Below are 25,847 nucleotides of genomic sequence, written 5' to 3'. Positions count from 1 at the left end.
TTCCTGTGTAACTTTTACATCTTCAGGATGATCGACAAGAGGCTTGACAATCGTCTCGACTAACTTCTTCATAGTCATTGCCTCAATTACTTACCTTGTTTAGATAAGTGGAATTTCTCCATGATACCTTGGTTAGAGAATAAGTTACGAACTGTATCAGATGGTTTAGCACCATTTCCTAACCATTTTAATGCTGCTTCTTCGTTGATCTTAACTTCAGCTGGTTGAGCAACCGGATTGTAAGTACCGATTTCCTCAATGAAACGTCCGTCACGAGGAGAACGAGAATCTGCAACAACTACACGATAGAAAGGAGTTTTTTTAGCTCCCATACGTTTTAAACGAATTTTAACTGCCATTTATAAAGCACCTCCGAATTTATTTCACACAGATAATTATATTAGCAAAAAGACTATTGCTTTGTAAAGTATTTTTTCTTAACAGAGCCATCTTTTTTCCTTACATGAATGGAAACTTCAATCCACCTAGTCCTTTTTTCTTACCTTTTTGCATTCCAGTCATCGTTTTCATCATCTTTTTCATATCATCAAATTGCTTGATTAAACGATTGATCTCTTGTACCGTTGTACCGCTACCTTTGGCAATGCGCTTTTTGCGACTAGCATTGATTATTTCCGGTTGTTCTCGCTCTAATTTAGTCATAGAACGAATAATTGCCTCAATATGCCCAATTTGTTTTTCATCAACTTGCGCATTTTTCAGCCCTTTAATTTTATTTGCACCAGGAAGCATTCCTAACAATTCATCAAGCGGTCCAAGTTGACGCACTTGTCCAAGTTGTTCTAGGAAATCGTCAAGCGTAAACGAAAGCGTACGCATTTTTTGCTCAAGTTCTTTTGCTTTCTCTTCATCAACTGTAGCTTGCGCTTTTTCAATTAATGTTAAGACGTCTCCCATCCCTAAAATACGGGATGCCATACGCTCTGGATGGAACGCTTCAATCGCATCTAGTTTTTCACCCATACCAGCAAATTTAATCGGTGTATTTGTTACAGCTTTAATAGATAATGCCGCACCACCGCGCGTATCACCATCTAATTTCGTTAATACAACACCCGTTAAACCTAACTGTTCATGGAAACTTTGTGCAACATTTACCGCGTCTTGACCCGTCATCGCATCGACAACAAGGAAAATTTCATCCGGTTTCGCAACTTCTTTCACTTTCGCTAATTCATCCATTAGTTCTTCATCAATATGCAGACGACCCGCTGTATCGATTAAAACATAATCGTGATGATCTTCTTTTGCTTTTGCAATCGCTTGTTTCGCAATTTCAACAGGACTTACTTGATCTCCTAAAGAGAATACAGGCATGTCCAATTGCTTCCCTAATGTTTCAAGCTGTTTAATCGCTGCTGGACGGTAAATATCCGCTGCAACAAGCATTGGTTTACGATTATGCTTTTTACGAAGCAAATTCGCAAGCTTACCTGTCGTCGTTGTTTTACCCGCACCTTGCAGACCAACCATCATTATAACAGTCGGTGGCCTATTAGCAACAGCAATTTTGCTTTGCTCTCCGCCCATAAGTTCTGTAAGTTCTTCCTGTACGACTTTAATTACTTGTTGTCCAGGTGTCAAACTTGTCATTACATCTTGTCCGACAGCACGTTCAGACACACGCTTTACAAAATCTTTTACTACTTTAAAGTTAACGTCCGCTTCTAAAAGAGCTAGACGAACTTCTCTCATCATTTCTTTCACATCGGCTTCAGAAACTTTTCCTTTGCCGCGGATTTTTTGCATTGTCTGTTGAAGTCGGTCGGCTAATCCTTCAAATGCCATATTGCCGCCCTCCTAATCTAATTTTTCGATAGCTTCAACAACTTGTTTCATTTCTTCATTCACATGCTCTTCTTCGCTGATTAGCTGTTTTAGCTTTGCAACAAGTCGCTGTCGCTCTTGAAACTTTTGAAGTAATACTAATTTATCTTCATATTCTTCAAGCATCGCTTCAGTCCGTTTAATGTTATCATACACGGCTTGGCGACTTACATCAAATTCTTCCGCAATTTCACCAAGAGATAAATCATCTAGATAATAAAGCGACATATAACTTCTTTGTTTTTGCGTTAACAACGATTGATAAAAATCAAATAAATAGTTCATTCTCGTTGTTTTCTCGAGCATGTTGGATCATCCTTTGTTAAGTGATTTCCCTTTACATGAATTAGTTTACATGGAGTACAAAAGAGTGTCAAGTTTTTTTCTTAACATCACATATTTTTTATAGAAAAAGAAGCGGAAAATACCGCTTCTTTCACTTATACTTCTTCTGTTTCTACTAAGTTCGCAAATAAACCATACACATATTGTTCTGGATCAAACTGCTGTAAGTCATCCATTTGCTCCCCTAATCCAACAAATTTCACCGGTACATCCATTTCGTTACGAATCGCTAATACAATACCACCTTTAGCAGTTCCATCTAACTTCGTTAAAACAATACCAGTAACATTCGTTGCTTCACGGAATGTTTTCGCTTGACTTAAACCGTTTTGTCCTGTTGTTGCATCAATAACAAGTAATACTTCATGAGGAGCCCCCGGTACTTCACGCTCAATTACACGCTTCACTTTCTCTAACTCTTTCATTAAGTTTACTTTATTTTGTAAGCGCCCTGCTGTGTCACATAGTAATACGTCTACTTTACGTGCTTTCGCAGCTTGTACAGCGTCATACATAACCGCCGCTGGATCAGATCCTGATCCTTGTTTAATCACTTCTACACCAACGCGATCACCCCATACTTCTAATTGTTCAATCGCTCCCGCGCGGAATGTATCTCCTGCCGCCAATAGGACAGACTTACCTTCTGTTTTGAATTTATGTGCTAGTTTACCAATCGTCGTCGTTTTTCCTACGCCATTAACACCGACAAATAAAACAACTGTTAATTGATCCTCTTGCATATTAATTTCGTTGCTAAATTCACTGTCACCTTTGTAAATTCCTACTAACTTTTCTGAAATAACAGCTTGTACTTCTTTTGGATCTTGGATGTTGCGACGTTGCACTTCTTCTTTCAATTGATCAATTAATTCCATTACCGTCGAAACTCCGACATCTGCACCAATTAAAATTTCTTCTAGTTCCTCAAAGAAGTCTTCATCTACTTTACGATAACGATAAACTAAATCATTTACTTTATCTGCAAACGAATTCCTCGTCTTTTCTAACCCTTGTTTAAATTTCTCTGTTACCGTACCTGTTTGTTTTGAAATTTTTTCTTTTAATTTTTTAAAAAAGCTCATACTGTCCCATCCTTCCTAATTACTTGCCACTAGTTCTTCTCCATCATCTAAACGAACCGAAACAAGTTTAGATACCCCTGACTCTTGCATTGTTACACCGTACAATACGTCAGACTCTTCCATTGTACCTTTTCTATGTGTAATGACAATAAACTGTGTCTCATCACTAAATTTCTTTAAATACTGTGCAAAACGGGCAACATTCGCCTCATCAAGAGCCGCCTCTACCTCATCTAGTACACAGAATGGAACTGGACGCACTTTTAAAATACCAAATAACAGCGCAATTGCTGTTAAAGCACGCTCTCCACCTGAAAGTAAACCTAAGTTTTGTAGTTTCTTCCCTGGCGGTTGCGCTACAATATCAATACCCGTATTTAATAAGTCCTCTGGATTCGTCATGACTAAATCCGCTCTACCGCCTCCAAATAATTCAGAGAATACTGATTGAAACTCCATTCGGATTCCTTCAAACGTAGTAGAAAAGCGTTTTTTCATCTCTTCATCCATTTCAGTAATAAGCTGGTGTAATGTCGTTTTCGCTTCTTCTAGGTCATCTTTTTGCTCCAGTAAGAATGTATGACGCTCTGCTACACGCTCATACTCTTCAATTGCCCCTAAGTTTACTGTGCCTAGCTCTTCGATGGATAGTTTAATTAGTTTCACCTTTTTACGTGCATCCTCAGCAGGCATTATCATTGTATACTTCAATTTTGCTGCTTCAAATGAAATTGTATATGTTTCACGTAAATGCTGTAATCTATTTTCTAACTCTACATCAAGTCGGTTTATTTTTACTTCTTGATCTTTCAACATCTCAAGAATGTATTTATGCTTACCTGTTGTTTCTTTTAGGTTACGCTCTAACTGTTCTACTCTCTCTTGTAACGATACGCGTTGTTCGCGACGAGAGCGAATTAACTCTGAAGTTTGATTACGATCATATGCTTTCTTCTCAATCATATTCGTAATTTGCTCTTCACCACTTGAATTCGATGTCATTTCTTGTTTTAAGAATGCTAAATCCTCTTTCGTTTTGACAAGCGTTGCATCCGTTTCTTCTTTTTCTTTCGTCAATCGTTCAACTTTTTCTTTTTGATTAGATAAGCGTTGTTGCTTTTCAGCCGCCAACACTTTCAACTCAGTCATTTCTTTTTGAACTTTTTCTTTCGAAGAATGCTGCTCACTTTTTTGTTTAGTTAAAGCGACAATTTTGCTATCTAATCCCGTAATCTCGGCTTGAAGAGTCGCTAAAATCTTTTCTAACTCTTCTTTACGCCCTTGTATCTTCACTTGATCTTGTAAGAATCCTTCAATCTCTAAATCGTAAATAGATAAACGATCATTAATACGATGTTCTTCTAATTCTAAGCGATTAATTTCTTCTCTTAATTTCTGTTCATCTACACGCTCTACTTCTACACTTTGCCTTAGTTCGCGTATTTGCACTTCTCTTTCTTGAATCTCTTGCTTTACTGCTTTAACAAAGTTTTCTAACTTCGTTGTTTTCTCTTCCATATCAGTTAACTTGCTCGTCCACTCTTCTAGTTCACGTTGACGTCCTAATAAAGAAGATTTTGCCTGTTTTACCGCTCCACCTGTCATAGAACCACCAGGGTTCACTACGTCACCTTCGATTGTTACAATGCGATAACGGTATTGCAGTTGTTTCGCTAACTCATTTGCCCCGCGTAAATCTTTCGCAACAATAACAGTACCTAATAAATTCGAAACTACATTTTCATATTTATTGTTATATTGCACAAGTTCTGCCGCCACACCTACAAACGATGGGTGTTGATTTACAATACGTAATTGTTCAAATGATAACGATCTACTTTTAATTACAGCTTGCGGTAAAAACGTTGCTCGCCCATGTTTATTTTGTTTTAAAAACGCAATTGCATTACGAGCATGTTCTTCTTTTTGTACGACAATATGCTGCATTGCTGCACCTAGAGCAATTTCCATTGCAATTTCATATTCTTTCGGTACTGTTAGCAGTTCTGCGACAGCACCCTCGATACCTTGCAACTTATTTTCTCTAGCTTTTAATACTTCACGTACTCCTTGATAGAAACCAGAGTAATCTTCTTGCATCTCTTCTAGCATTTCTTTTCGAGAACGTGCCTGTTGTACAAATTGATACGCTTGATACAGTTTTGTTTCATTTTCACTATACTGCGTCTTGCATTTCCCAAGTGCCGCTTCTGTCTTTTGTATATTCGAAAGGATACCAGCTACTTTTTCTTTCACTTGTTCATAACTTTCCACAAGCTTCGTCTTTTTCGCGGTAATTTCCATACGCATTTCTACATATTTCGCATTTTCTTCATCAAGGCGTTCATTTTTAGAGTTTTGTTGTTTAGATTGTTCTTCAATCATAGATAACTCATTGCGATGACTAGCTTGTTGATTTAAAAGTTCAATATAGTCACCTTTTAAATTCTCAATTTGTTCCTCTAAATTGTCAGCAAAAGTTGCAAGCAGTAACTCATTATCATGCAATTTCGTTTCCAACTCTTTTACTTGATTTACAAATTGCATCAACACTTCTGTACTGGATTCAATTTCACCATCATAACTTGTAGCTTTCTCTGTTAATTCAACAATTAACTGCTCGAGTTGCGCACAATGCGTCGTTGCATTTTGTTTTCTCTCTTTTAATAACTCACGCTGTCCTTCTAACTTTTCTAGCTCTTTACTAGAAAGAAGAAGTACTTCTTGTAAGGAATCTACAGACTCATCTACTGCTTGTAATTGTCCTCGTAATTCCTCTAGCTCTTCTTCACCTTTTTGTAAATGCGTTGACATTTTAGCTTCTTCGTTTTTATTATGTCCAAACTGATTTCGAAGCGCTTCCCATTTCTCATGTAATTCTTCAATTTCATGTACAATAAGCGCCGCTTCTACTTTCTCTAATTCTTCTTTTTTCTCAAGATAATCTTTCGCAATAGAAGCTTGTCTTTCTAAAGGTTCTACTTGACTACTTAATTCGTGAATGATATCTTGTACACGATTTAAGTTTTCTTGTGTATCTGCTAATTTTGCTTCAGCTTTCTTTTTACGAAGTTTGTATTTCAGCACTCCAGCAGCTTCTTCAAATACACCACGACGTTCTTCCGATTTACTACTTAAAATCTCTTCAACTTTCCCCTGGCTAATAATCGAAAAAGCTTCTCTTCCCATACCAGAGTCCATAAATAAATCGATAATATCTTTCAATCTACATGATTGTTTATTAATATAAAAATCACTATCACCAGAACGAGATACACGACGTGTTACACACACCTCATTATATTCAATCGGTAAACGTTGATCTTCATTATTTAAAGTTAATGTTACTTCAGCAACATTAACTGCTCTTCTCGTATCACTGCCCGCAAAAATAATATCTTCCATCTTTGCACCACGTAACGATTTTGCAGATTGTTCACCAAGTACCCAGCGAATCGCATCAGTAATATTACTTTTCCCACTTCCATTAGGTCCTACTACAGAAGTTACACCTGGGACAAAATCAACAGATACGCGCTCAGCAAACGACTTAAATCCTGCTATTTCTAATCTTTTTAAAAACACGAAAGGCCTTCCTCCTATTCTCCGTTGTTATAACTGTTATCTATACAAAAACGAGCTATTATACGGATTTCCCTTCCCTTTATTCACAAACAAAAGAAAGTTTCATTCTATGCATAAGGAATCCCCCTCATTCAAAGGGGGATTCCTTATAGTTGTTCTTTTAATTTTTTCAATGCTTCTGCAGCAGCTTGTTGCTCTGCTTCTTTTTTCGACTTGCCACTACCAAGACCTAAAGCCACGTTATTTAACGTAACACGTGACACAAATTCTCGGTTATGAGCCGGTCCTTTTTCTTGCAAAATTTGATACTCAATATTGCCACTACCATCACGCTGAATCAACTCTTGTAATTGACTCTTATAATCCATCACATGAGAAAAAGCACCTTCATTAATTTTCGGATATACAACTTCTTTTAAGAATCCCCAAACTGTTTCAAGCCCTTGATCAAGATAAAGGGCACCAATAAACGCTTCAAAGACATCCGCTAATAAAGCTGGTCGTTCACGTCCACCCGTCATTTCCTCGCCTTTTCCTAATAAAACAAGGCTACCAAATGACAATTCGTTTGCAAAACGAACAAGAGATGGTTCACATACAATAGCTGCACGTAGTTTTGTTAACTCTCCTTCGCTCATTGTCGGATATTTTTGAAACAGATACTGCGATACAGTGAGTTCCAATACAGCATCACCAAGAAATTCAAGACGCTCATTGTCCTCATGCGGTTTTTTTCGATGCTCATTCACATACGATGAATGCGTAAATGCTTGAATCAATAATTTTTCATCTGAAAACGTAATACCTATTTCTTCTTGAAATACTTTAAACGCTTCACGATATTTTGTTTCGTATTTTTTTTCTCTATGTTTTCGGTACGGCATAAGTCCCTCCAGATATAAGCCGAGAAGCCCCGCTAAAAAACGGGACTTCACTTAAGCATTATAGATGACTCTCTATGTAAGTCACAGCATCGCCAACAGTAGCAATCTTTTCAGCATCTTCATCAGAAATTTCCATTTCGAATTCATCTTCCAATTGCATTACAAGTTCTACTACATCTAGGGAGTCTGCGCCTAAATCTTCTTTAAAGCTCGCAGCTGGTACTACTTCAGTTTCTTCTACACCTAAACGATCAACGATGATTTTTGTTACACGCTCTAAAACATCTGCCATTCCATTCACCTCCCCTCAAATATTATATTAAATATTGGCCAAAAAAACTAGCTGAAATCAATTCTTTTATTACATTACCATACCGCCATCAACATTTAACGTTTGACCTGTAACATATTTGCTTTGATCAGAAGCAAAGAAAGTTACAGCATTTGCGATATCCTCCGCTTCACCAAACTGAGCTACAGGAATTAATTTTAACATTTCAGCTTTTATATTTTCATCTAATACGTCTGTCATATCTGTGGCAATAAACCCAGGAGCAATTGCATTTACAGTAATATTACGGCTCGCTAACTCTTTTGCTGATGTTTTTGTTAATCCAATTACACCCGCTTTAGCAGCAACATAGTTTGCTTGTCCTGGATTACCTGTTACTCCAACAACAGAAGCGATATTAATAATACGCCCATGACGTTGACGCATCATATATCGAGATACTGCCTTCGTACATAAGAATACACCTTTTAGGTTTGTATTAATAACTGTATCCCATTCTTCTTCTTTCATACGCATTAATAAATTATCTTTTGTTACACCTGCGTTATTTACAAGAATATCAACTTGTCCAAAAGTATCTACAGTTTGTTTCACCATATTTGTAACGTCTTCAGCATTTGCAACATCTGCTCTTACAGCAATTGCATCCGAACCTAATTTCTTTATTTCATCAACTACTTCATTTGCCTTTTGCTCATTACCAGCATAATTTACTACAACATTTGCCCCTTGTTTCGCTAAATCAATCGCAATCGCACGACCAATTCCACGTGAAGCGCCAGTTACTAATGCTACTTTCCCTTTTAACATCAGTTTTCTCCTCTCAAATTTGAAATGGTATCTTTTAATGTCTCTTCATCATATATCGCATATGCTTTCACTGATGAATCAATTGACTTCATAAGTCCAGCAAGTACTTTCCCCGGTCCAATCTCAATAAATGTATCTACCCCTTGACTCACCATATTTTCAATGGACGGGTACCATAAGACAGGCGAATAGAGCTGTTCAATTAGCTTTTCTTGAATATGTGTACCGCTTGTAATAACATCTGCTGTTACATTTGCGATAACAGGAATATTCGTATCTTGAATTGTAATTTCATTTAGGACATTTTGGAACTTCTCAGCTGCCGGCTTCATAAGTGAAGAGTGGAACGGTCCACTTACCTTAAGCGGAATTGCTCTCTTTGCACCATTTTCTTTCGCTCTTTGAGAAGCAATCTCGACTCCTTGCTTTGTTCCAGAAATCACAATTTGCTTCGTACTATTCATATTAGCGATTTGTACTGCATATCCTTCACTTGTTACTTCTTCTGTAACTTGTTTCAGCATATGTGGATCAGCACCTAAAATAGCCGCCATTGCACCTTCTCCGCCAGGAACAGCTTCTTCCATATATTCCCCACGTTTCCTTACAGCGTATACAGCGTCTTCAAAAGTTATTGCACCCGCTGCTACAAGAGCGCTATATTCACCTAAACTATGTCCTGCAACAAAGTCTGGTGTAATATCATACTCTTTCAAAGCTGTCAAAATAGCAAAACTCGTTGTTAATAAGGCAGGCTGCGCATTTGTCGTTAACGTAAGCTTTTCCTGCGGTCCTTCAAAAATCACTTCTGAAAGTGAATCTTGCAACACCTCATCTGCTTTTGCAAACACATTTGCAACCTCTTTATTATTCTCCGCTAACTGTTTACCCATTCCAACTGCCTGTGAACCTTGGCCCGGAAAAAGAAATGCTAGTTTTCCCATTTCAAACCCTCCTCTTATTGGAGTGGCTCTTTCTCCATTACACTTGAAATAGTAGGAATTACTTCTTTCGCTACCATTTCTCTCGTTTGACGAATCGCACTAAATATCGATTGGTCATTGGAAGAACCGTGAGCCTTAATGACAGGAGCTTTCAATCCAAACAATGCCGCTCCCCCATACTCCGAATAATCCATTTTATCTTTTAATACCATAAGTTTTGGCTTTAATACCGCTGCTGCTAATTTACTCGTAAACGAACTCATTAACTGCTCTTTTAACATAGAGAATAATGCAAGTGCCGTTCCTTCTAATGATTTTAGCGCTACATTCCCTGTAAAACCATCACACACAACAACATCTGCTACACCTTGCAATAAATCTCTTGATTCAACGTTCCCAACGAAATGAATTGGGGCATCCTTAAGCATTGCAAAGACTTGTTTTGAAAGCTCGTTCCCTTTGCCATCCTCTGTTCCAACGTTCAAAAGTCCAACGCGAGGATTTTTAATTCCTCTTACTTTCTCAGCGTATACAGATCCCATTACTGCATATTGATATAAATGAATTGGTTTTGCATCAACGTTCGCTCCAACATCTAACATAACAAAACCTTCTCCATCAACAGTTGGCATTGTAGGGGATAAAGCTGGTCGCTCAATTCCTTCCATACGACCTACAACAAACAATCCAGCCGCCATTAAAGCTCCTGTACTACCAGCTGATATACAAGCATCCGCTACGCCGTCTTTCACTTGCTGCGCTGCTAGTACCATTGAAGCTTGTTTTTTTCGACGAACGGCTCTTACTGGTTCATCTGTCGATTCGATTTTTTCATCTGTATGAAGTATAGTAATTCGTTCTTCACTCGTTAAGTATTGACGAATTTCCTCTTCTTTCCCTACTAACGTAATATGTAAATCAGAATATTCCTTAATAGCTTTCATTGCTCCTAATACGACAGCCTTTGGAGCGTGATCGCCGCCCATTGCATCTATTGCGATTTTCATAAGTTGTTACCTTCCTCACTATAATTACTAGATCGATACATTTCAAAAGTGCCTGTAAAAACAAGTTCTTCTCCAACAAAGCTACGCACTTTTACAACGGTCCGTCCTTTATCATTCTCTACATCTTCAACGCGTGCTTTTGCAACAACACGCTCTCCTAATTTTACAGGACGAATGTATCGAATGGTAGACTTTGCAGTTAAAGCTAATTCTTCATCAATAACTGCAACAGCTAGTGAGTTTGCTTGTGCAAACAAATGATGCCCACGGGCAATCTGATTTCTTTTAAATACGTGTTCTACCTTCACTTCAAAGATAGAAATCGCATGTCTATCTAATTCTATATCGATAATTTCTCCGACAACCTCTTCTAACGGTAAAGATTTCACATCTTCTTCATGTTGCTTCGTAGCTACATGTTTAATTCTTTCTCTTAATTCAGGAATAGATAATTCCATACGATCAAGACGTACGGTTTGTATACTCACTTGAAATTTTTCTGCTAAATCTTCATCCGTAATAAAAGGATTCGTTTCTATTGTTTGTTGTAATAATTCTTGTCTTTCTTTTTTACTTCTTCTTTTTTTCATACCGCACCATCCATTTTTATGACTAGGTACTAACAGTAGTATATAATCATTAAAAGTAGAATGCAACAAAAACTTTTGTTGCCTCTCTTTAATCGAGCTTCTCTCCTTGGAACACACCTGTCCCGTCAAGATAAGTACGCAACGAAGCATATTGATCATTATGCCAAAATGCTTCAGAATCTACTAGTAACGCCGCATCTTGTCTCGCAGTTTCTAACGCTCGGTAATCATGTACCATATCAGCAACCTTAAATTCTGGTAAACCACTTTGCTTACTTCCAAAGAAATCTCCAGGACCTCTTAACTCTAAATCTTTTTCTGACAATACAAATCCATCGTTCGTTTCGGTCATAATACGCATTCGCTCTTTTCCCGTTTCCGATTTTGGATCCGCGATTAATAAACAATATGATTGTTCACTACCACGCCCAACACGTCCCCTAAGCTGATGAAGCTGCGATAAACCGAAACGTTCTGCATCATAAATAACCATTACAGTCGCATTCGGTACGTTCACACCTACTTCAACAACCGTTGTCGACACAAGAATTTGCACTTTATTTTCACTAAATTGTCCCATTATCTCTTCTTTTTCTTGAGATGATAATCTTCCATGCATTAATCCGACTTGACATTTCCCTTGATAATGATGAGTCAGCATACTATGTAAATCAATCGCATTTTGTACATCAAGTTTCTCCGATTCTTCAATAAGGGGACAAATTACATATGCTTGTCTTCCTTTTTTTATCTCCTTCTCCACAAAACCAAGAACTCGATCTAACATATCATGTTTTGCCCAGTATGTTTCAATTACCTTTCTACCAGCTGGCATCTCATCGATTATAGAAACATCCATCTCTCCAAATGCAGTAATTGCTAACGTACGCGGAATTGGGGTCGCTGTCATAAATAATACATCTGGACTTTCACCTTTCTCCCTTAAAACTCGTCGCTGCGCTACACCAAATCGATGTTGTTCATCAGTAATAACGAGACCTAACCTATGAAAGATAACTTCATCTTGAATTAAAGCATGTGTTCCGACAAGGATATCTATTTCTCCTTGTTCTAATTTAGCCAAAATCTCTCGACGCCTTACACCTTTAACAGAACTTGTTAGCAATTCAACCTTCATACCAAAGTGTGAGAACGTCTCTGCGAGCGATTGATAATGTTGCTCCGCTAAAATTTCTGTAGGAACCATTAAAGCACCTTGATAATGTGCTAATTTCGCTGCATAAAGGCCAATCGCTGCAACGACTGTTTTCCCAGAACCTACATCACCTTGCAACAGACGATTCATCCGATAAGGAGATGTCATATCTTTCATAATTTCATCTACTACCCGGCTCTGTGCACCAGTTAACGGAAACGGAAGTGCATCGATAAACTCTTGCAATTCTGCTGAAGGAATTTCTTTTTTCGTCCCTTTCGAATTTTCCCTCTCCATTTTCCGTAATGTTTGCATTTTCAGCTGAAATAAGAAAAACTCCTCATATACAAAACGGCGACGTGCTTGTTTTAAATCTTCCTGCCCTGCTGGAAAATGCAATGCCCGAAGCGCTTCATAACGCGGCAATAATTTATATCGACTAAGCAATCCATCAGGCAGCACTTCAACTATAGATTCTCCATACTCCTTGAATGCTTGGGCAATAAAACGGCGCATCTGCTTTACTGTAAGTTTCCCTTTCACTGAGTATACAGGCTCTACTTCTTGTTGACGTGCAACTGATCCAAAATGAAGCTCTGATACCGCAATCGTTTGACGATGCTGATCCCATTTACCAGTAATCGTTACCGTTTCATCTAAATTTAACTTCTGCTTATAGTACGGCCTATTAAAACATACAGCTGTAATTAAATAACGACCGACGAGGACACGAACTGTAAGACGCGACTTCTTCTTCCCGTAATATTGTAGTAAAGGAGCACTATGAACTTTCCCTTCAACCGTTACCCGTTCATCATGCTTTACTTCAGCAAGATCTTTCATCGCATAATCTTCATAACGGTACGGAAAATGTTCTAATAGATGAGAAACTGTATAAATTCCCATCTCGTGTAGTAATTCAGATGTTTCTCCTCCGATTCCCTTTACATCCGTAACAGGAACTTGTACAACTTCATTCAAGATTCTCACGCTCCGTCACATTATTTTCTTTGATTCATTATCCATTAACGCGATTGACATCTGTAATCGCTCTATTTCACCTTATATATTCTATCATAGGCATTCTAAGAGAAACTACTCAAATCCATCATAAGCAACACGAAAGAAAAGAGCCTCACTATTAGCAGCAAGGCTCTTTTTTATCTTCAATATGCTAGCCTTTTGAATAAAAACTAGTAATAAACTTCATATTACTACTTCTTATCCATTAGCAAGTAAGTAATCCATTTATTTTCAAAACGAATTTTTTCTTATTCTACAGAGAAGATGAAAGAATACACCGGTTGGTTTCCAGCATGCACTTCTACTTCTGCGTCTTCAAAGTTCTCTTCTACAAATTCAACTAACTCAGCTACTTCTTCGTCAGTTGCATCTTCACCTTGTAGAATCGTTACGATTTCAGAATCTTCATCAATAAGTGCTTCTAGTAATTGCTTTGCAGCTCCTACTTTTGCAGCATTTGTTGATACGATTTTTCCATCTGCGATACACATGAAATCATCTTTTTGAATTGCTACACCATCAATTTCCGTATCACGTACCGCATACGTAATTTGACCGGTTTTCACATGAGATAAAGCTTCTTTCATGTTTTCTTCATTCTCTTCTAACGTTCCAACTGGATTAAATGCTAACATTGCAGCCATACCTTGAGGAACTGTTTTTGAACGAATCACAATCACTTCTTGATCAACAACTGACGCTGCTTGTTCTGCTGCCATCACGATATTTCCGTTGTTCGGTAAAATAATGATTTTTTCAGCATTCGCTTCTTCAATCGCCTTCACAATATCCTCCGTACTTGGATTCATCGTTTGGCCACCTTCGATCACTTTCGTCGCGCCAATGCTCTCAAATAAAGTTTTGATACCAGATCCCATAGCTACAGTGACGATACCGTACGGTTGTTTCTCTTTAGACTGGCTAGTCGGCTCAGGCATCATAGTAGGCTCATCTAATAAAGCAGTATGCTGTTCACGCATATTTTCTACTTTAATCTTAATTAAACTACCATAGCGTTGTCCATAATTCATAGGATCTCCAGGATGTTCCGCATGAATATGAACCTTAACAACCTCATCATCTGATACAACAAGTAGTGAATCTCCGTATACACTAATATCTTCACGGAATTTTTGTTCAGAGAAATTATGTTCTTTCATTTTTTCAGGCTCTAATTTCACCATGAATTCCGTACAATATCCATACTTTATATCTTCTGTACTCAATTGGCTTTGTACACTACGGTGATGTTCTGCGCGTACCATGTCATTCATAGATGGTTGGGCAGATACATTAGAAGAAATCGTTTCTCCTTTTAAGTCAGCTAAAAATCCTTCATATACAACAACAAGACCTTTACCACCGCTATCTACAACGCCAACTTGTTTTAATACAGGTAATAAATCTGGCGTACGATTTAACGATGCATTCGCTTCTTTCACAACGTCTTCCATAAACAAAACAAAGTCGCGCTGTTTTTTCGCAACTGTCACTGCATATTTACCCGTTTCTCTTGCAACCGTTAAAATCGTTCCTTCAATCGGTTTCATAACCGCTTTGTAAGCCGCTTCTACCCCAGCATCTAAAGCTGCAGCAAAATCAACTGTTGTTAATTCTTCTTTTTGTTCAATGGATTTAGAGAAACCACGGAATAACTGAGATAAAATAACCCCAGAGTTACCACGAGCTCCCATTAATAATCCTTTGGCTAAACTTACACCGACTTTACCAGCGTGCTGTGAAGGATTTGCTTTCACTTCACGTGCGCCTGAAGTCATTGATAAGTTCATGTTTGTACCGGTATCGCCATCTGGAACTGGAAATACGTTTAATGCATCAACAAGCTGAACATTATTTGTTAAATTATTCGCTCCTTGCATGATCATTTGTGATAAACGTTTCCCATCAATTTTTTGAATTGACACAGATTTTCCTCCTTAATGCACATTACAAGTTTATTACTTTAACTCCTTGTACGTAGATGTTTACAGAATCTACTGCTAGTCCTACAGTTTGATCTAATGTATATTTCACTTTCGTCTGCACGTTATGTGCTACTTCTGAAATTTTCGTACCATAGCTCACAATAATATACATATCAATATGTACTTCATCTTCATCTTTACGAACAATAACACCTCTAGTGAAGTTTTCTTTTCGTAAAATGTCTGTTAAACCATCTTTTAACTGATTTTTTGATGCCATACCTACGATACCGTAGCAATCTACTGCGGCACCTCCAGCAATTGTTGCAATTACATCTGTACTAATATCAATTTGACCATACTTCGTTTTAATTTCAATTGACATCTCGTTTCCCCCTTCATAAATGGTGAAAGTGAGCTAGACTACTTTAGTTACTATCATATAATCTTTTTAAAGAAAATTCCATCGTTCTTTCTTTTCACTCTCATATTTTATGTTTTAAACCACATTTTTTATGATGAGCAAAATAGTCCATTGTTATTATACAACATGTACCACTATAATATGTCAAGCAATTTTTCTTGATTTCAACTTTTCCTCATCGACATATGGTGTCAAGTAAATTTTCTTGATTTCTTTTTTCTACGGTGTTGCATTCTCTTTTTAGTTGTGTTAAATTATAGTAGTGTTTTTAGCATCGCAAAAAAGACTAACATTGAAAAATTACGTATGGTAAGGTATCAAGGGAGGGAAATATAAATGGCTCGTGTTTGTGCTATCACTGGAAGAAAAGCTCGTTCTGGTAACTCTCGTTCTCACGCAATGAACGCTACAAAACGTAAATGGGGCGCTAACCTTCAAAAAGTTCGCGTACGCATCGACGGAAAAGTTCAACGTGTTTACGTTTCTGCTAGAGCATTAAAATCTGGCAAAATCGAACGTGTTTAATAATAAAAAAAAGAGCCGCTAGGCTCTTTTTTTACTATGACAATGGAAAAAGCACCGGTAATAGGTGCTTTTTTTAATCTTTTTTGAAGGTATTTAACATGGCACGAACAATTCCACCAAGAAATTTAGGTAACTTAATTGTATAAAATCTCATGGTTTCCCTCCTAATCCCCATTACTCCACTTGTTCACTATATGATGTAAGGAGCAAAATTGTTTCTTTAATCAGTGCTTCTTATCACCATTAATATGCCAGAAGTAAATGAAAAAGTACCTTTTTCCTCAACGAGTTCATTACTAATACAAAGTGTTGATCCCCATTCTATTGTTTTATTAGTTAGAGGATACTTAAATCCAAGCAATGTAATCCCTTCCACTATTTCAGTAACCGGCACAAAAGATACATAAGGGAAATTTTTATTATCTTCAATTATATGTGTACCCACTTTTTTCACGCTTATTTCATTTTTATTGTCTACAATACACATTTCTATCTCTACTTCTAACCCTCTTAAAAGCATCTGTATATTTGCTAAACCGTGATCCAGCCTTCCACCAGTGGCACCAAAAATACGAATCAATGTCGGCTTTTGTTCTAACGCCCAGTTAATCGCAATTTCTAAATCTGTTTGATCTTTTTCGCGAGGAACAATATGTAAGTCATTTGTTTGCTGGCCCATCCATACTAATTCTTCTTCAGTAACTGAATCGTAATCTCCAAACGCAACAGCTGGAGTAATTCCTCCTTTTAATAAACGATATACGCCTCTATCAACTGCCGCCCACACTACTTTCTCACTTTCATATCGAGAAAAATCTGCACAATATTCCACAGGTCCGCCCGCTAAAATATGAATAATCATGTTTCCTTCCCCTTCTATTGTAAAAAGGCAATCTGCCATTCGGTAGATTGCCTTTTTACATATTTTTCTCTATCCTTTATAAATAGTGAAAACTTACTACACTAGAAGTTTCACTGGGATAAAGACTCGTTCATTCATTATCCACGAATGACGCGAATTGCTTCACCGCGGTCTTTTTGATTGTATACTGCTGATCCAGCTACAAGTACATTTGCTCCTGCTTCAATACAAAGTCTTGCTGTTTCAGCATTTACACCACCATCAACTTCAATTTCTACTTCTAGATTGCGCTCTTTAACCATTTCTGCAACTTGTTTAATTTTCGGTAATACAGAATGGATAAATTTCTGGCCACCAAATCCTGGGTTTACTGTCATAAGTAATACCATATCTATATCTTCTAATACATGCTCAATCGTTGAAACTGGCGTATGCGGATTTAATACAACTCCGGCTTTAATGCCATGAGATTTAATTAACTGAATTGTACGATGCAGATGAGGGCACGCCTCTACATGAACAGTAATAATATCCGCTCCCGCTTTTGCGAAAGTCGGGATATAGTTATCAGGATTTTCAATCATTAAATGTACATCTAATGGTAAAGATGTAATCGGACGGATCGCTTCTACAATTAATGGTCCAATCGTAATATTTGGTACGAAATGTCCATCCATTACATCGACGTGAATGTAATCCGCTCCGCCTTTTTCTACATCTTTAATCTCTTCCCCTAATTTTGAAAAATCTGCTGATAAGATCGATGGTGCAATTTTAATCATAACTAATACCTCGGCTTTCTCTCTCTAATTTCTTCTACGAATTGTTTGTAATTCTTATAACGATATTCTGTAATTTTTCCTTCTTCAACCGCAGCCTTCACAGCACATTTCGGTTCGGAAAGATGTGTACACCCTCTAAATTTACAGTATTGGCTCGCTTCTTTCAACTCTGGAAAACAATATGTAAGATCTTCTACCTCTATATCTATAAAATCAAGTGAACTAAAACCAGGTGTATCTGCAACTAGTCCGCTTCCAACCGCAATTAATTCCACGTGTCTTGTCGTATGTTTCCCGCGTCCTAAATGCGAGGAAATATCATTCGTTTTCAGTTCTAAATCTGGACGTAAAACGTTAAGCATAGAAGATTTCCCTACACCAGATTGCCCTGCTACAACAGAAACACAGCCTTCTAAGAATGGTTTTAAAATATCAATACTTTCCGATGTATTTATAGAAGTAAATAATACATCATATCCCATCTCACGATAGTCATTCGCATAAGATTCAACAGTCTCTCTCATTCTTTCATCCACTAAATCCATCTTACTAATGCAAATAATCGGCTTAATATTATGATATTCAATCAGCACTAAAAATCGATCTAACAGTCCCGGATTAAAATCTGGTTCTACTGCTGAGAAAACGAGAATTGCTTGATCAACATTAGCAATAGGTGGCCTAACAAGTTCATTTTTTCGATCAAATACTTCAAGCACGTATCCTTCACTTGGGTTATCTGCTTGAAAAACAACTTGATCTCCTACCAGTGGTGTAATTTTATTTTTTCTGAACACACCACGCCCGCGGCATTGTGTAATCCCTTCTTCATGCTGCACATAATAAAACCCACTTAGAGCTTTTACAATTTTTCCTTCTGGCATATAATTCTCCTTTATTTTGTATAAAGTGAAGCTGTAATTCATATTGAATGGATTAGAATTCTTTAAATACTTATTTCAAAACCCGTCATATATACAAGTTAATATATTTAATCTACCATCAAATTCAACATATTATTTATAACAGTATCACTTTTATAGCTTTTTGAATCATATATTTTTGCCTGTTATACAGTCCACTATAAGTAGACAGCATAACAGGCAAGAGTCATACATTCCATCCCCTTTAGAAAGAAAATGGAAGTCATTATTATTGAGTTGGGTATGGTACTTCTTTGTCGATAATCGTTACACCATCTCGTACAACTTTATAGTGTCCTTTTGTACCTTCTTGAATTACAAATTCTAAAGAAATAGTTGCCGATTCTGAAATTGTTCTAGTTTCAATTGGTCTATCCATTTTTTGTTGCATATCTTCTTTATAAATTTCTATTGTTTGCGGTTTTTTCTCACCAATTATAGAAGACTCATACGGAATAGAAATATTATCCACTTTCACTGTTTTCGTTACTTTCGGCTTAGGCCCCTCTGAGATGACAATCGTCACTTTATCTCCTTCTTTTAACGGCGTTCCTGGTTTTGGAGATTGCGAAATTACAAGTCCTTTATCAACAGTATCAGAATACTCTCGTTTTATATCTGGAGTTAGTTTTCTCTCATTCAAATAACCATTTACGCTATTTTCAGTCCATCCTGAAAAATCACCTGGTCTAATTTGATAAGGACCTTTACTTACCCAAATTTTCAGTTCTTGTTCCGCCTCTACTACCATTTGATCCGGCGTTGGAATTTGCTCTACGATTTCACCTTTTGGCCTATCATTTTCAATATAATTTATTGTAACTTGCTTATATTTTTCTTCTAATTCAGCCCTTATACTCTCAAAATCTTTTCCTGTGAAATCACTCATCTTACTTTTCTTTTTTCCGCCTGATTGATAGATAGTAATTTTAGAGTTTTCTTTCACGACTCTTCCTGCCACAGGGTCTGTTTTTATCACATCACCGGCTTCAACATCATCTGTATATACAATATTAGGTTCCGTAACCTCAAAACCCTTTTCAACTAATTTATTTACCGCTGTCGCGTACTTCATACCAGCCACATCAGGGACTTTTACATCTTTTGGAATAAAGAATCCTGGAATAACAGTAAGCGCTAACGTTATTCCAATTGCTAAAAGTAAAAATGTCGTTATTAAAACCTTGATCCATTTATTACTTCGTTTTTTCTTCTTATTTAATTCCGTTTCTTCTTTTCTTTTCTGTTCATCCACTTTACTTCCTTTTAAAACAATTGTTTCATCAGTTACATTTTCGAATAATTGTTCTTGTTGAATAATAGGAATCGCTTTTGTCGCTTCCATATCTTCCGGTATGTAAAATGGCTGCTCATTTATCCTCTCTGGATATAGCGCAGTTTCAATATCTCGTTTCATCGCATTGGCAGATTGATATCGGTGAAACGGATCTTTCGCAGTTGCCTTTAATATAATATTTTCGACACTTTGCGGAATATTTTCATTCCATCTCTTTGGAGACGGAATTTCACTTTGTAAATGTTTTAAAGCTATAGCAACAGCAGATTCGCCAGAAAACGGTTGTCTCCCTGTTAACAACTCAAACATAACGATTCCTAGAGAATAAATATCTGATTGTTTATTTGCTATCCCACCGCGCGCTTGTTCTGGTGATAAGTAATGCACCGAACCGAGTACCGAATTTGTATGTGTAATTGTTGTTGCACTTGTAGCTGTCGCAATTCCAAAATCTGTTACTTTTATTACTCCATCAGCTCGAATTAAAATATTGTGCGGTTTAATATCACGGTGCACAATTTCAAAATGATGGGCGTGTGCCATGGCGGATGTTAACTGCTCCATAATATCAAGAGCTTCTCCTATAGGTAACATCCCTCGCTCAATTATGTATTGCTTCAATGTTTGTCCTGGTACATACTCCATTACAAGATAATATATACCATCTTCTTCTCCGACATCATACATATTCACAATATTTGGATGCGACAACGTTGTAACAGACTGCGCTTCTCGATGGAAACGTTTAATAAACTCTTCGTTATTTGAATAGTCGAGTCTTAATATTTTTACCGCTACATCTCGACCAAGTATATCATCATGAGCTAAATACACATTGGCCATTCCACCGCCACCAATCATTTTCAGTAGCTTATAACGGTCATTTAAGCGTTTTCCAATCAGCACGTTGCACTTCACCTACTTTCGTTTGTCGAACCCGCATAATCAATAAGAACAAGGGTGATATTATCTTCCCCGCCACGATCATTCGCCAATTGAATGAGACGTTGTCCCTTCGTTTCAAGCTGTTCATTTAGCTGTAAAATTTGTTGCATATCAGCAATAGAAACTTTGTTAGATAATCCATCAGAGCAAAGAAGTAACTGATCATCTTCCTCAAGCACCAATGTTTTCACATCTAATCCGACTTTCTCTTCTGTTCCTAATGCCCTTAACAAAACATTCTTTTTCGGGTGATATTCTGCGTCTTCTTTTGAAATTTCACCATGTCTCACAAGTTCATTTACAAGGGAATGATCTTCTGTTACAAGCGAGATTTCTCCCTCTGATATCATATAACAACGACTATCTCCTATATGACCTATTGTCACAAAGTTTGGCGTACAAATCGCTATTATAAGTGTTGTTCCCATACCATTACATTCTACATGTTGTTTAGAGTACTCATATATACGCTCATTAATAATCCCAACACTCGTATGTAACCACTCTTCTACTTTTTTTGGTTCATTCATATTATGCGTTTGCTTCCAATAATCATGGAATAATTGAATAGTCATCGAGCTAGCTACATCACCAGCTCGATGACCTCCCATTCCATCTGCTACTACCGCTAATATATTTCCATCTAAATTGTGAAAAACTCCTGCACTATCTTCATTATGTTGACGAACTTTTCCTTTATCCGATAGAAACACGGCTTTCATCTCGTCACCTCGTCTCTTCTTTACGCTCCTTCGCACGTAACTGACCGCAGGCTGCATCAATATCATGACCTTGTTCACGGCGAATTGTTACATTCACTCCACGATCTTTTAACGTTTTTTCAAATAAGAAAATTTGTTCACGTGGCGTACGTACATAATCACGTTCAGGTACGTAGTTTACCGGAATTAAGTTTACATGACATTTTACACCTTTTAAAAGCGCAGCAAGTTCTTCCGCTTGCTCAACTTGGTCATTTTCTCCTCCAAATAAGCCATATTCAAACGTAATACGACGCCCTGTTTTATTTACATAGTATTTAACAGCTTCCATTAAATCTGGTAGCTTATAAGCACGGTTAATCGGCATTAATTTTGAACGTAACTCTGTATTTGCAGAATGCAATGAAATCGCAAAATTAATTTGCATATCTTCTTCAGCGAACTTATAAATTTTTGGAACAATTCCACTTGTTGAAACTGTCATATGTCTTGCGCCAATATGAATTCCTTTTTCATGGTTTATAATGCGTAAGAATGACATTAAGTTGTCATAATTATCAAACGGCTCTCCAATTCCCATAACAACAAGCGAACTTACACGTTCTTCTGTTTCATCTAGTGCACGTTGCACTTCTACTACTTGTGCTACAATCTCTCCAGCCTCTAAGTTTCGTTTTAACCCACCAAGTGTAGATGCACAGAACGTACAACCAATACGGCATCCGACCTGTGTTGTTACACAAATAGAATTTCCATATTCATGTCGCATTAACACTGTTTCAATAGAATAACCATCATATAATTGGAATAAGAATTTAATTGTTCCATCAGAAGACGTTTGTTTTACCAATGTATTTAAAGTAGTAATATCAAAGGAATTCGACAATTTATCGCGTAATCCTTTAGAAAGATTCGACATGTCGTCATAATTTTTTACACGTTTCTTATATAGCCAATCAAAGATTTGTCCTGCACGGAACTTCGGTTCTCCTTGTTCCTTTAACCAATCTTGCATTTCATGAAGTTGTAAAGAATAAATTGATGGTTTCTTCGTTTCTAGATTTTTCTTTTGTTTTCTCACAGTCGTTTCCACGATGCTACACCTTCTTCCTTAAACAAGCAATATAAAAGCCATCTGTTGCAAAATAATGCGGTAAAATTCGTACTTGACCTTCATCAATATACGGATTTAACTTTTCTGGCATGCGATCTTTTATCGTAGTATCCCATTCAAATTCAGGATGCTCTTGTAAAAATTGCTTAATTACTTGTTCATTTTCTATTTTTTCTATTGTGCACGTACTATAAACAAGGCGACCCCCTTGTTTAAGCAATGGTGCTATTTTTTCTAGTATTGCAAGTTGGATCGTCGATAATCTTTCACTATCGCCTTTATTTTTACCTAACTTAATATCAGGTTTACGTCTAATCACACCAAATCCAGAACATGGTGCATCTACTAATATTTTATCAAATGTTTCATTCGCAAAGTGTTCTTGCACTTTTCTAGCATCTAGTGCTTTTGTTTCGACATTTTCTAAACCAAGTCGCTCTGCTTGCTGTTTAATTAAACGTACTTTGTGTGCATGTAAATCAAGAGACATAACTTGACCTGTTCCTTTTAATCGCTCTGCAATGTGCGTTGTTTTTCCGCCCGGAGCAGCACAACTATCAAGAACTACATCTCCCTCATTCGGTTCTAAAGCGCGTGCTACAAGCATAGAACTTTCATCTTGAATAGAAAGAAAACCTTTTTTAAACGCATCTGTATGCGCTACATTCCCTCTTTCAATTTGAATTGCATCCTCTGATAAATCGCCACGCTTCGCTTCAATACCTTCACTAGCCAACAACTCAATTGCTTCTTCTACTGTTATTTTATCAACATTTACACGCGCTGTTGGTACTGGGGGTAACATGTTCACTTCACACATTTTCTCTGCTGTCTCTAAACCATATTCAGAAGCCCAGTCTTGAACAAGCCACATTGGATGACTTGTTGCAATTGCCAAACGTTCTACTGGATCCTTGATTTCATCTACAGAAGGTACCCCTTCTCTTTGAATCGAACGTAATACCCCGTTTACCATACCAGCAATCCCTTTATGCCCGCGACGTTTTGCAATTTCAACTGCTTCATGAATAGCCGCTCTTTCGGGCACTCGGTCTAAATAAATCATTTGGTATAAAGATAAGCGAAGTAATACTCTTACCCACGCCTCAACCTTCTTTTTTAAAAAAGGCTGTAAATAATAATCTAATGTGTCACGACGTTGAATCGTTCCATATACAATTTCAGTTAACAAACCAATATCTTTTCTATCAATTGCATTTTTTTCAATTAGATTGTTTAAAAGTAAGTTACTGTATGCACCACTTTTTTCTACTTGAATTAAGCCATCAAGAGCTAACTCACGAACATTTTTACTCATGCATTTTCTCCTAACTTCGTTCCAATTTCAGGTTTTGTGCCGCGTAAAAATTGTGAACAACTCATACGTTTTTTACCAGAAGGTTGCAATTCAGTGATTTTAACACTTGTCTCATTCCCTGTTGCAACAACAAATCCATCTTCTTCAAGAGCTACTATTGTACCTGGTTCAGCTTTCTCTGTAATAGAGACCTTCTCTCCCCACCATACTTTAACAACTTGTCCTGCCAAAGTCGTATAAGCAACTGGCCATGGATTCAATCCGCGAATGTGATTGTATACTTCTTCACCTGTTTTTGTCCAATCAATTTTCTCTTGCTCACGTTTTATATTATATGCAAACGTTACTTCTTCTTCGTTTTGTTTAATTGGTTCTAACTTACCTTGGATTAATAAAGGTACTGTTTTAGATAGAAGGTGTGCCCCTGCTTCACTTAACTTATCGAATAAAGAGCCTGTCGTTTCACGCTCTTCAATCTCCACTTCTACTTGCGTTAAGATATCACCAGCATCCAATTTCTCTACCATATACATAATTGTAATACCCGTTTTTTCTTTACCTTCCATAATTGCATAATGGATTGGTGCACCACCACGAAGTTCAGGTAGTAAAGACGCGTGGACGTTAATACATCCATACTTCGGTACTTCTAAAATTTCATTTGGTACAATTTGACCGAAAGCAGCTGTTACAATTAAATCTGGCTCTAACGCCAAGACTTGTTCATATTCGTCTTTTTCACGAATTCTTAACGGTTGTAACACCGGAATACCATGTTTTTCTGCTTCAACTTTAACAGGTGTAGGTGTTAATACTTTTTTTCTACCTACCGGACGATCGGGTTGCGTCACAACACCTATTACATCATAGCCATCTTCGATAAGACGACGAAGCACCGGCACTGAAAAGTCCGGTGTTCCCATAAATACTACTTTTATCATTAAAAAACCGCTCCTTTTAATACCTATTCTAATTCGTTTTCTTCATAATATCTTGTCACTTTCGATGTAAATAACACACCGTGTAAATGATCGATTTCATGTTGAATGGCACGTGCTAAAAACCCTTCTGCTTCTAGTAAAAATACTTTACCTCGGCGATTTTGCGCACGTACTTTAATATAATCCGCACGTTCCACTTCACCATAAAGTCCCGGGAAGCTTAGACAACCTTCGGGACCTACTTGTTCACCACGTTTTTCTAGTATCGATGGATTGATTAACTCGATTTTCCCCGTATCATCATCGATATCAACTACCGCTACTTGCAAGCTTACACCTACTTGAGGCGCAGCTAAACCGACTCCGTCCGCAATTAACATTGTTTCATGCATATCTTTCAACAATTTCACTAACTTTTTATCAAAGTTAATTACTCTTTCGCATGGTGTTTCTAACACTTCATTTGGATGCTTTACTATTTCTAAAACTGCCATATTTCC

General features: G+C 37.3%; 25 protein-coding genes and 1 pseudogene. 1 reads left to right on the top strand and 25 read right to left on the bottom strand.

Translation table 11 applies throughout. From position 1 onward, the window contains the following. The 15 genes and pseudogenes from MR113_RS07775 to MR113_RS07705 form a co-directional block, all read right to left on the bottom strand. Positions 1 to 72, bottom strand: a pseudogene (locus tag MR113_RS07775) (KH domain-containing protein); the annotation flags it as partial. Positions 73 to 86: 14 nt separating this feature from the next. Then, entirely contained in the window at positions 87 to 359 is a 273-nt protein-coding gene (gene rpsP, locus MR113_RS07770) for a 30S ribosomal protein S16 (protein WP_000268750.1), read from the bottom strand. 100 nt (positions 360 to 459) lie between these two features. After that, entirely contained in the window at positions 460 to 1,809 is a 1,350-nt protein-coding gene (gene ffh, locus MR113_RS07765) for a signal recognition particle protein (RefSeq protein ID WP_000863466.1), read from the bottom strand. A 12-nt stretch (positions 1,810 to 1,821) separates the two neighbouring features. Beyond that, on the bottom strand, positions 1,822 to 2,154 hold the full coding sequence (locus MR113_RS07760) for a putative DNA-binding protein (protein ID WP_000891061.1): 333 nt from the start codon (positions 2,152 to 2,154) through the stop codon (positions 1,822 to 1,824). Positions 2,155 to 2,288: 134 nt separating this feature from the next. Continuing rightward, entirely contained in the window at positions 2,289 to 3,278 is a 990-nt protein-coding gene (gene ftsY / locus MR113_RS07755) for a signal recognition particle-docking protein FtsY (protein WP_242253115.1), read from the bottom strand. A 15-nt stretch (positions 3,279 to 3,293) separates the two neighbouring features. After that, positions 3,294 to 6,863: a chromosome segregation protein SMC gene (gene smc / locus MR113_RS07750; protein ID WP_063260422.1), complete on the bottom strand. Its 3,570-nt coding sequence runs from the start codon at positions 6,861 to 6,863 to the stop codon at positions 3,294 to 3,296. Positions 6,864 to 7,009: 146 nt separating this feature from the next. Next, positions 7,010 to 7,747 carry a ribonuclease III gene (gene rncS, locus MR113_RS07745; protein WP_001146868.1) on the bottom strand — a complete coding sequence of 246 codons (738 nt, stop codon included), beginning with the start codon at positions 7,745 to 7,747 and terminating at the stop codon, positions 7,010 to 7,012. A gap of 58 nt (positions 7,748 to 7,805) precedes the next feature. Continuing rightward, positions 7,806 to 8,039 carry an acyl carrier protein gene (acpP, locus tag MR113_RS07740; RefSeq protein ID WP_000786062.1) on the bottom strand — a complete coding sequence of 78 codons (234 nt, stop codon included), beginning with the start codon at positions 8,037 to 8,039 and terminating at the stop codon, positions 7,806 to 7,808. Positions 8,040 to 8,108: 69 nt separating this feature from the next. After that, positions 8,109 to 8,849: a 3-oxoacyl-[acyl-carrier-protein] reductase gene (gene fabG / locus MR113_RS07735; protein ID WP_061678211.1), complete on the bottom strand. Its 741-nt coding sequence runs from the start codon at positions 8,847 to 8,849 to the stop codon at positions 8,109 to 8,111. Beyond that, on the bottom strand, positions 8,849 to 9,793 hold the full coding sequence (gene fabD / locus MR113_RS07730) for an ACP S-malonyltransferase (protein ID WP_242253106.1): 945 nt from the start codon (positions 9,791 to 9,793) through the stop codon (positions 8,849 to 8,851). The genes fabG and fabD overlap by 1 nt, the downstream gene beginning before the upstream one ends. Before the next feature lie 14 nt (positions 9,794 to 9,807). Then, on the bottom strand, positions 9,808 to 10,800 hold the full coding sequence (plsX, locus tag MR113_RS07725) for a phosphate acyltransferase PlsX (RefSeq protein ID WP_046956482.1): 993 nt from the start codon (positions 10,798 to 10,800) through the stop codon (positions 9,808 to 9,810). Next, entirely contained in the window at positions 10,797 to 11,390 is a 594-nt protein-coding gene (gene fapR, locus MR113_RS07720; protein ID WP_000747352.1) for a transcription factor FapR, read from the bottom strand. The genes plsX and fapR overlap by 4 nt, the downstream gene beginning before the upstream one ends. 88 nt (positions 11,391 to 11,478) lie before the next feature. Further along, positions 11,479 to 13,527 carry an ATP-dependent DNA helicase RecG gene (gene recG, locus MR113_RS07715; RefSeq protein ID WP_242253105.1) on the bottom strand — a complete coding sequence of 683 codons (2,049 nt, stop codon included), beginning with the start codon at positions 13,525 to 13,527 and terminating at the stop codon, positions 11,479 to 11,481. A gap of 290 nt (positions 13,528 to 13,817) precedes the next feature. Continuing rightward, positions 13,818 to 15,494 carry a DAK2 domain-containing protein gene (locus MR113_RS07710; RefSeq protein ID WP_000027124.1) on the bottom strand — a complete coding sequence of 559 codons (1,677 nt, stop codon included), beginning with the start codon at positions 15,492 to 15,494 and terminating at the stop codon, positions 13,818 to 13,820. A 22-nt stretch (positions 15,495 to 15,516) separates the two neighbouring features. Continuing rightward, entirely contained in the window at positions 15,517 to 15,879 is a 363-nt protein-coding gene (locus MR113_RS07705) for an Asp23/Gls24 family envelope stress response protein (protein WP_000021109.1), read from the bottom strand. Positions 15,880 to 16,254: 375 nt separating this feature from the next. Here MR113_RS07705 and rpmB point away from each other — a divergent pair, with 375 nt between their 5' ends. Continuing rightward, positions 16,255 to 16,443, top strand: coding sequence for a 50S ribosomal protein L28 (gene rpmB / locus MR113_RS07700; protein WP_000124776.1), 189 nt, complete (start codon positions 16,255 to 16,257; stop codon positions 16,441 to 16,443). A gap of 73 nt (positions 16,444 to 16,516) precedes the next feature. Here the strand turns inward: rpmB and spoVM are convergent, their stop codons facing one another. From spoVM to def, 10 genes are all read right to left on the bottom strand, one after another. After that, positions 16,517 to 16,597: a stage V sporulation protein SpoVM gene (gene spoVM, locus MR113_RS07695; protein ID WP_001213599.1), complete on the bottom strand. Its 81-nt coding sequence runs from the start codon at positions 16,595 to 16,597 to the stop codon at positions 16,517 to 16,519. A 66-nt stretch (positions 16,598 to 16,663) separates the two neighbouring features. Continuing rightward, positions 16,664 to 17,344, bottom strand: coding sequence for a thiamine diphosphokinase (locus tag MR113_RS07690; RefSeq protein WP_242253104.1), 681 nt, complete (start codon positions 17,342 to 17,344; stop codon positions 16,664 to 16,666). A gap of 98 nt (positions 17,345 to 17,442) precedes the next feature. After that, positions 17,443 to 18,087 (bottom strand): ribulose-phosphate 3-epimerase, encoded by a 645-nt coding sequence (gene rpe / locus MR113_RS07685; RefSeq protein WP_071713222.1) that lies wholly within the window; start codon positions 18,085 to 18,087, stop codon positions 17,443 to 17,445. A 2-nt stretch (positions 18,088 to 18,089) separates the two neighbouring features. Then, entirely contained in the window at positions 18,090 to 18,971 is an 882-nt protein-coding gene (rsgA, locus tag MR113_RS07680) for a ribosome small subunit-dependent GTPase A (protein WP_001113938.1), read from the bottom strand. A gap of 268 nt (positions 18,972 to 19,239) precedes the next feature. Beyond that, positions 19,240 to 21,213: a serine/threonine protein kinase PrkC gene (prkC, locus tag MR113_RS07675; RefSeq protein ID WP_242253099.1), complete on the bottom strand. Its 1,974-nt coding sequence runs from the start codon at positions 21,211 to 21,213 to the stop codon at positions 19,240 to 19,242. 8 nt (positions 21,214 to 21,221) lie between these two features. Further along, positions 21,222 to 21,974 carry a Stp1/IreP family PP2C-type Ser/Thr phosphatase gene (locus tag MR113_RS07670; RefSeq protein WP_242253090.1) on the bottom strand — a complete coding sequence of 251 codons (753 nt, stop codon included), beginning with the start codon at positions 21,972 to 21,974 and terminating at the stop codon, positions 21,222 to 21,224. Positions 21,975 to 21,978: 4 nt separating this feature from the next. Next, the gene (gene rlmN / locus MR113_RS07665) at positions 21,979 to 23,067 is read right to left on the bottom strand and encodes a dual-specificity RNA methyltransferase RlmN (RefSeq protein ID WP_000450538.1); all 1,089 of its coding nucleotides are present in this window, start codon (positions 23,065 to 23,067) and stop codon (positions 21,979 to 21,981) included. A gap of 4 nt (positions 23,068 to 23,071) precedes the next feature. Continuing rightward, positions 23,072 to 24,406: a 16S rRNA (cytosine(967)-C(5))-methyltransferase RsmB gene (gene rsmB, locus MR113_RS07660; protein WP_071721380.1), complete on the bottom strand. Its 1,335-nt coding sequence runs from the start codon at positions 24,404 to 24,406 to the stop codon at positions 23,072 to 23,074. After that, the gene (fmt, locus tag MR113_RS07655) at positions 24,403 to 25,347 is read right to left on the bottom strand and encodes a methionyl-tRNA formyltransferase (RefSeq protein WP_242253078.1); all 945 of its coding nucleotides are present in this window, start codon (positions 25,345 to 25,347) and stop codon (positions 24,403 to 24,405) included. The genes rsmB and fmt overlap by 4 nt, the downstream gene beginning before the upstream one ends. A 23-nt stretch (positions 25,348 to 25,370) precedes the next feature. Beyond that, positions 25,371 to 25,841 (bottom strand): peptide deformylase, encoded by a 471-nt coding sequence (gene def, locus MR113_RS07650; protein ID WP_061678221.1) that lies wholly within the window; start codon positions 25,839 to 25,841, stop codon positions 25,371 to 25,373. Positions 25,842 to 25,847: the final 6 nt, after the last annotated feature.

Origin of the sequence: Bacillus cereus group sp. BfR-BA-01379, assembly GCF_022663605.1 — a bacterium.
Lineage (GTDB): Bacteria > Bacillota > Bacilli > Bacillales > Bacillaceae_G > Bacillus_A > Bacillus_A mobilis.
This window is presented reverse-complemented; position numbering and strand designations above follow the sequence as displayed.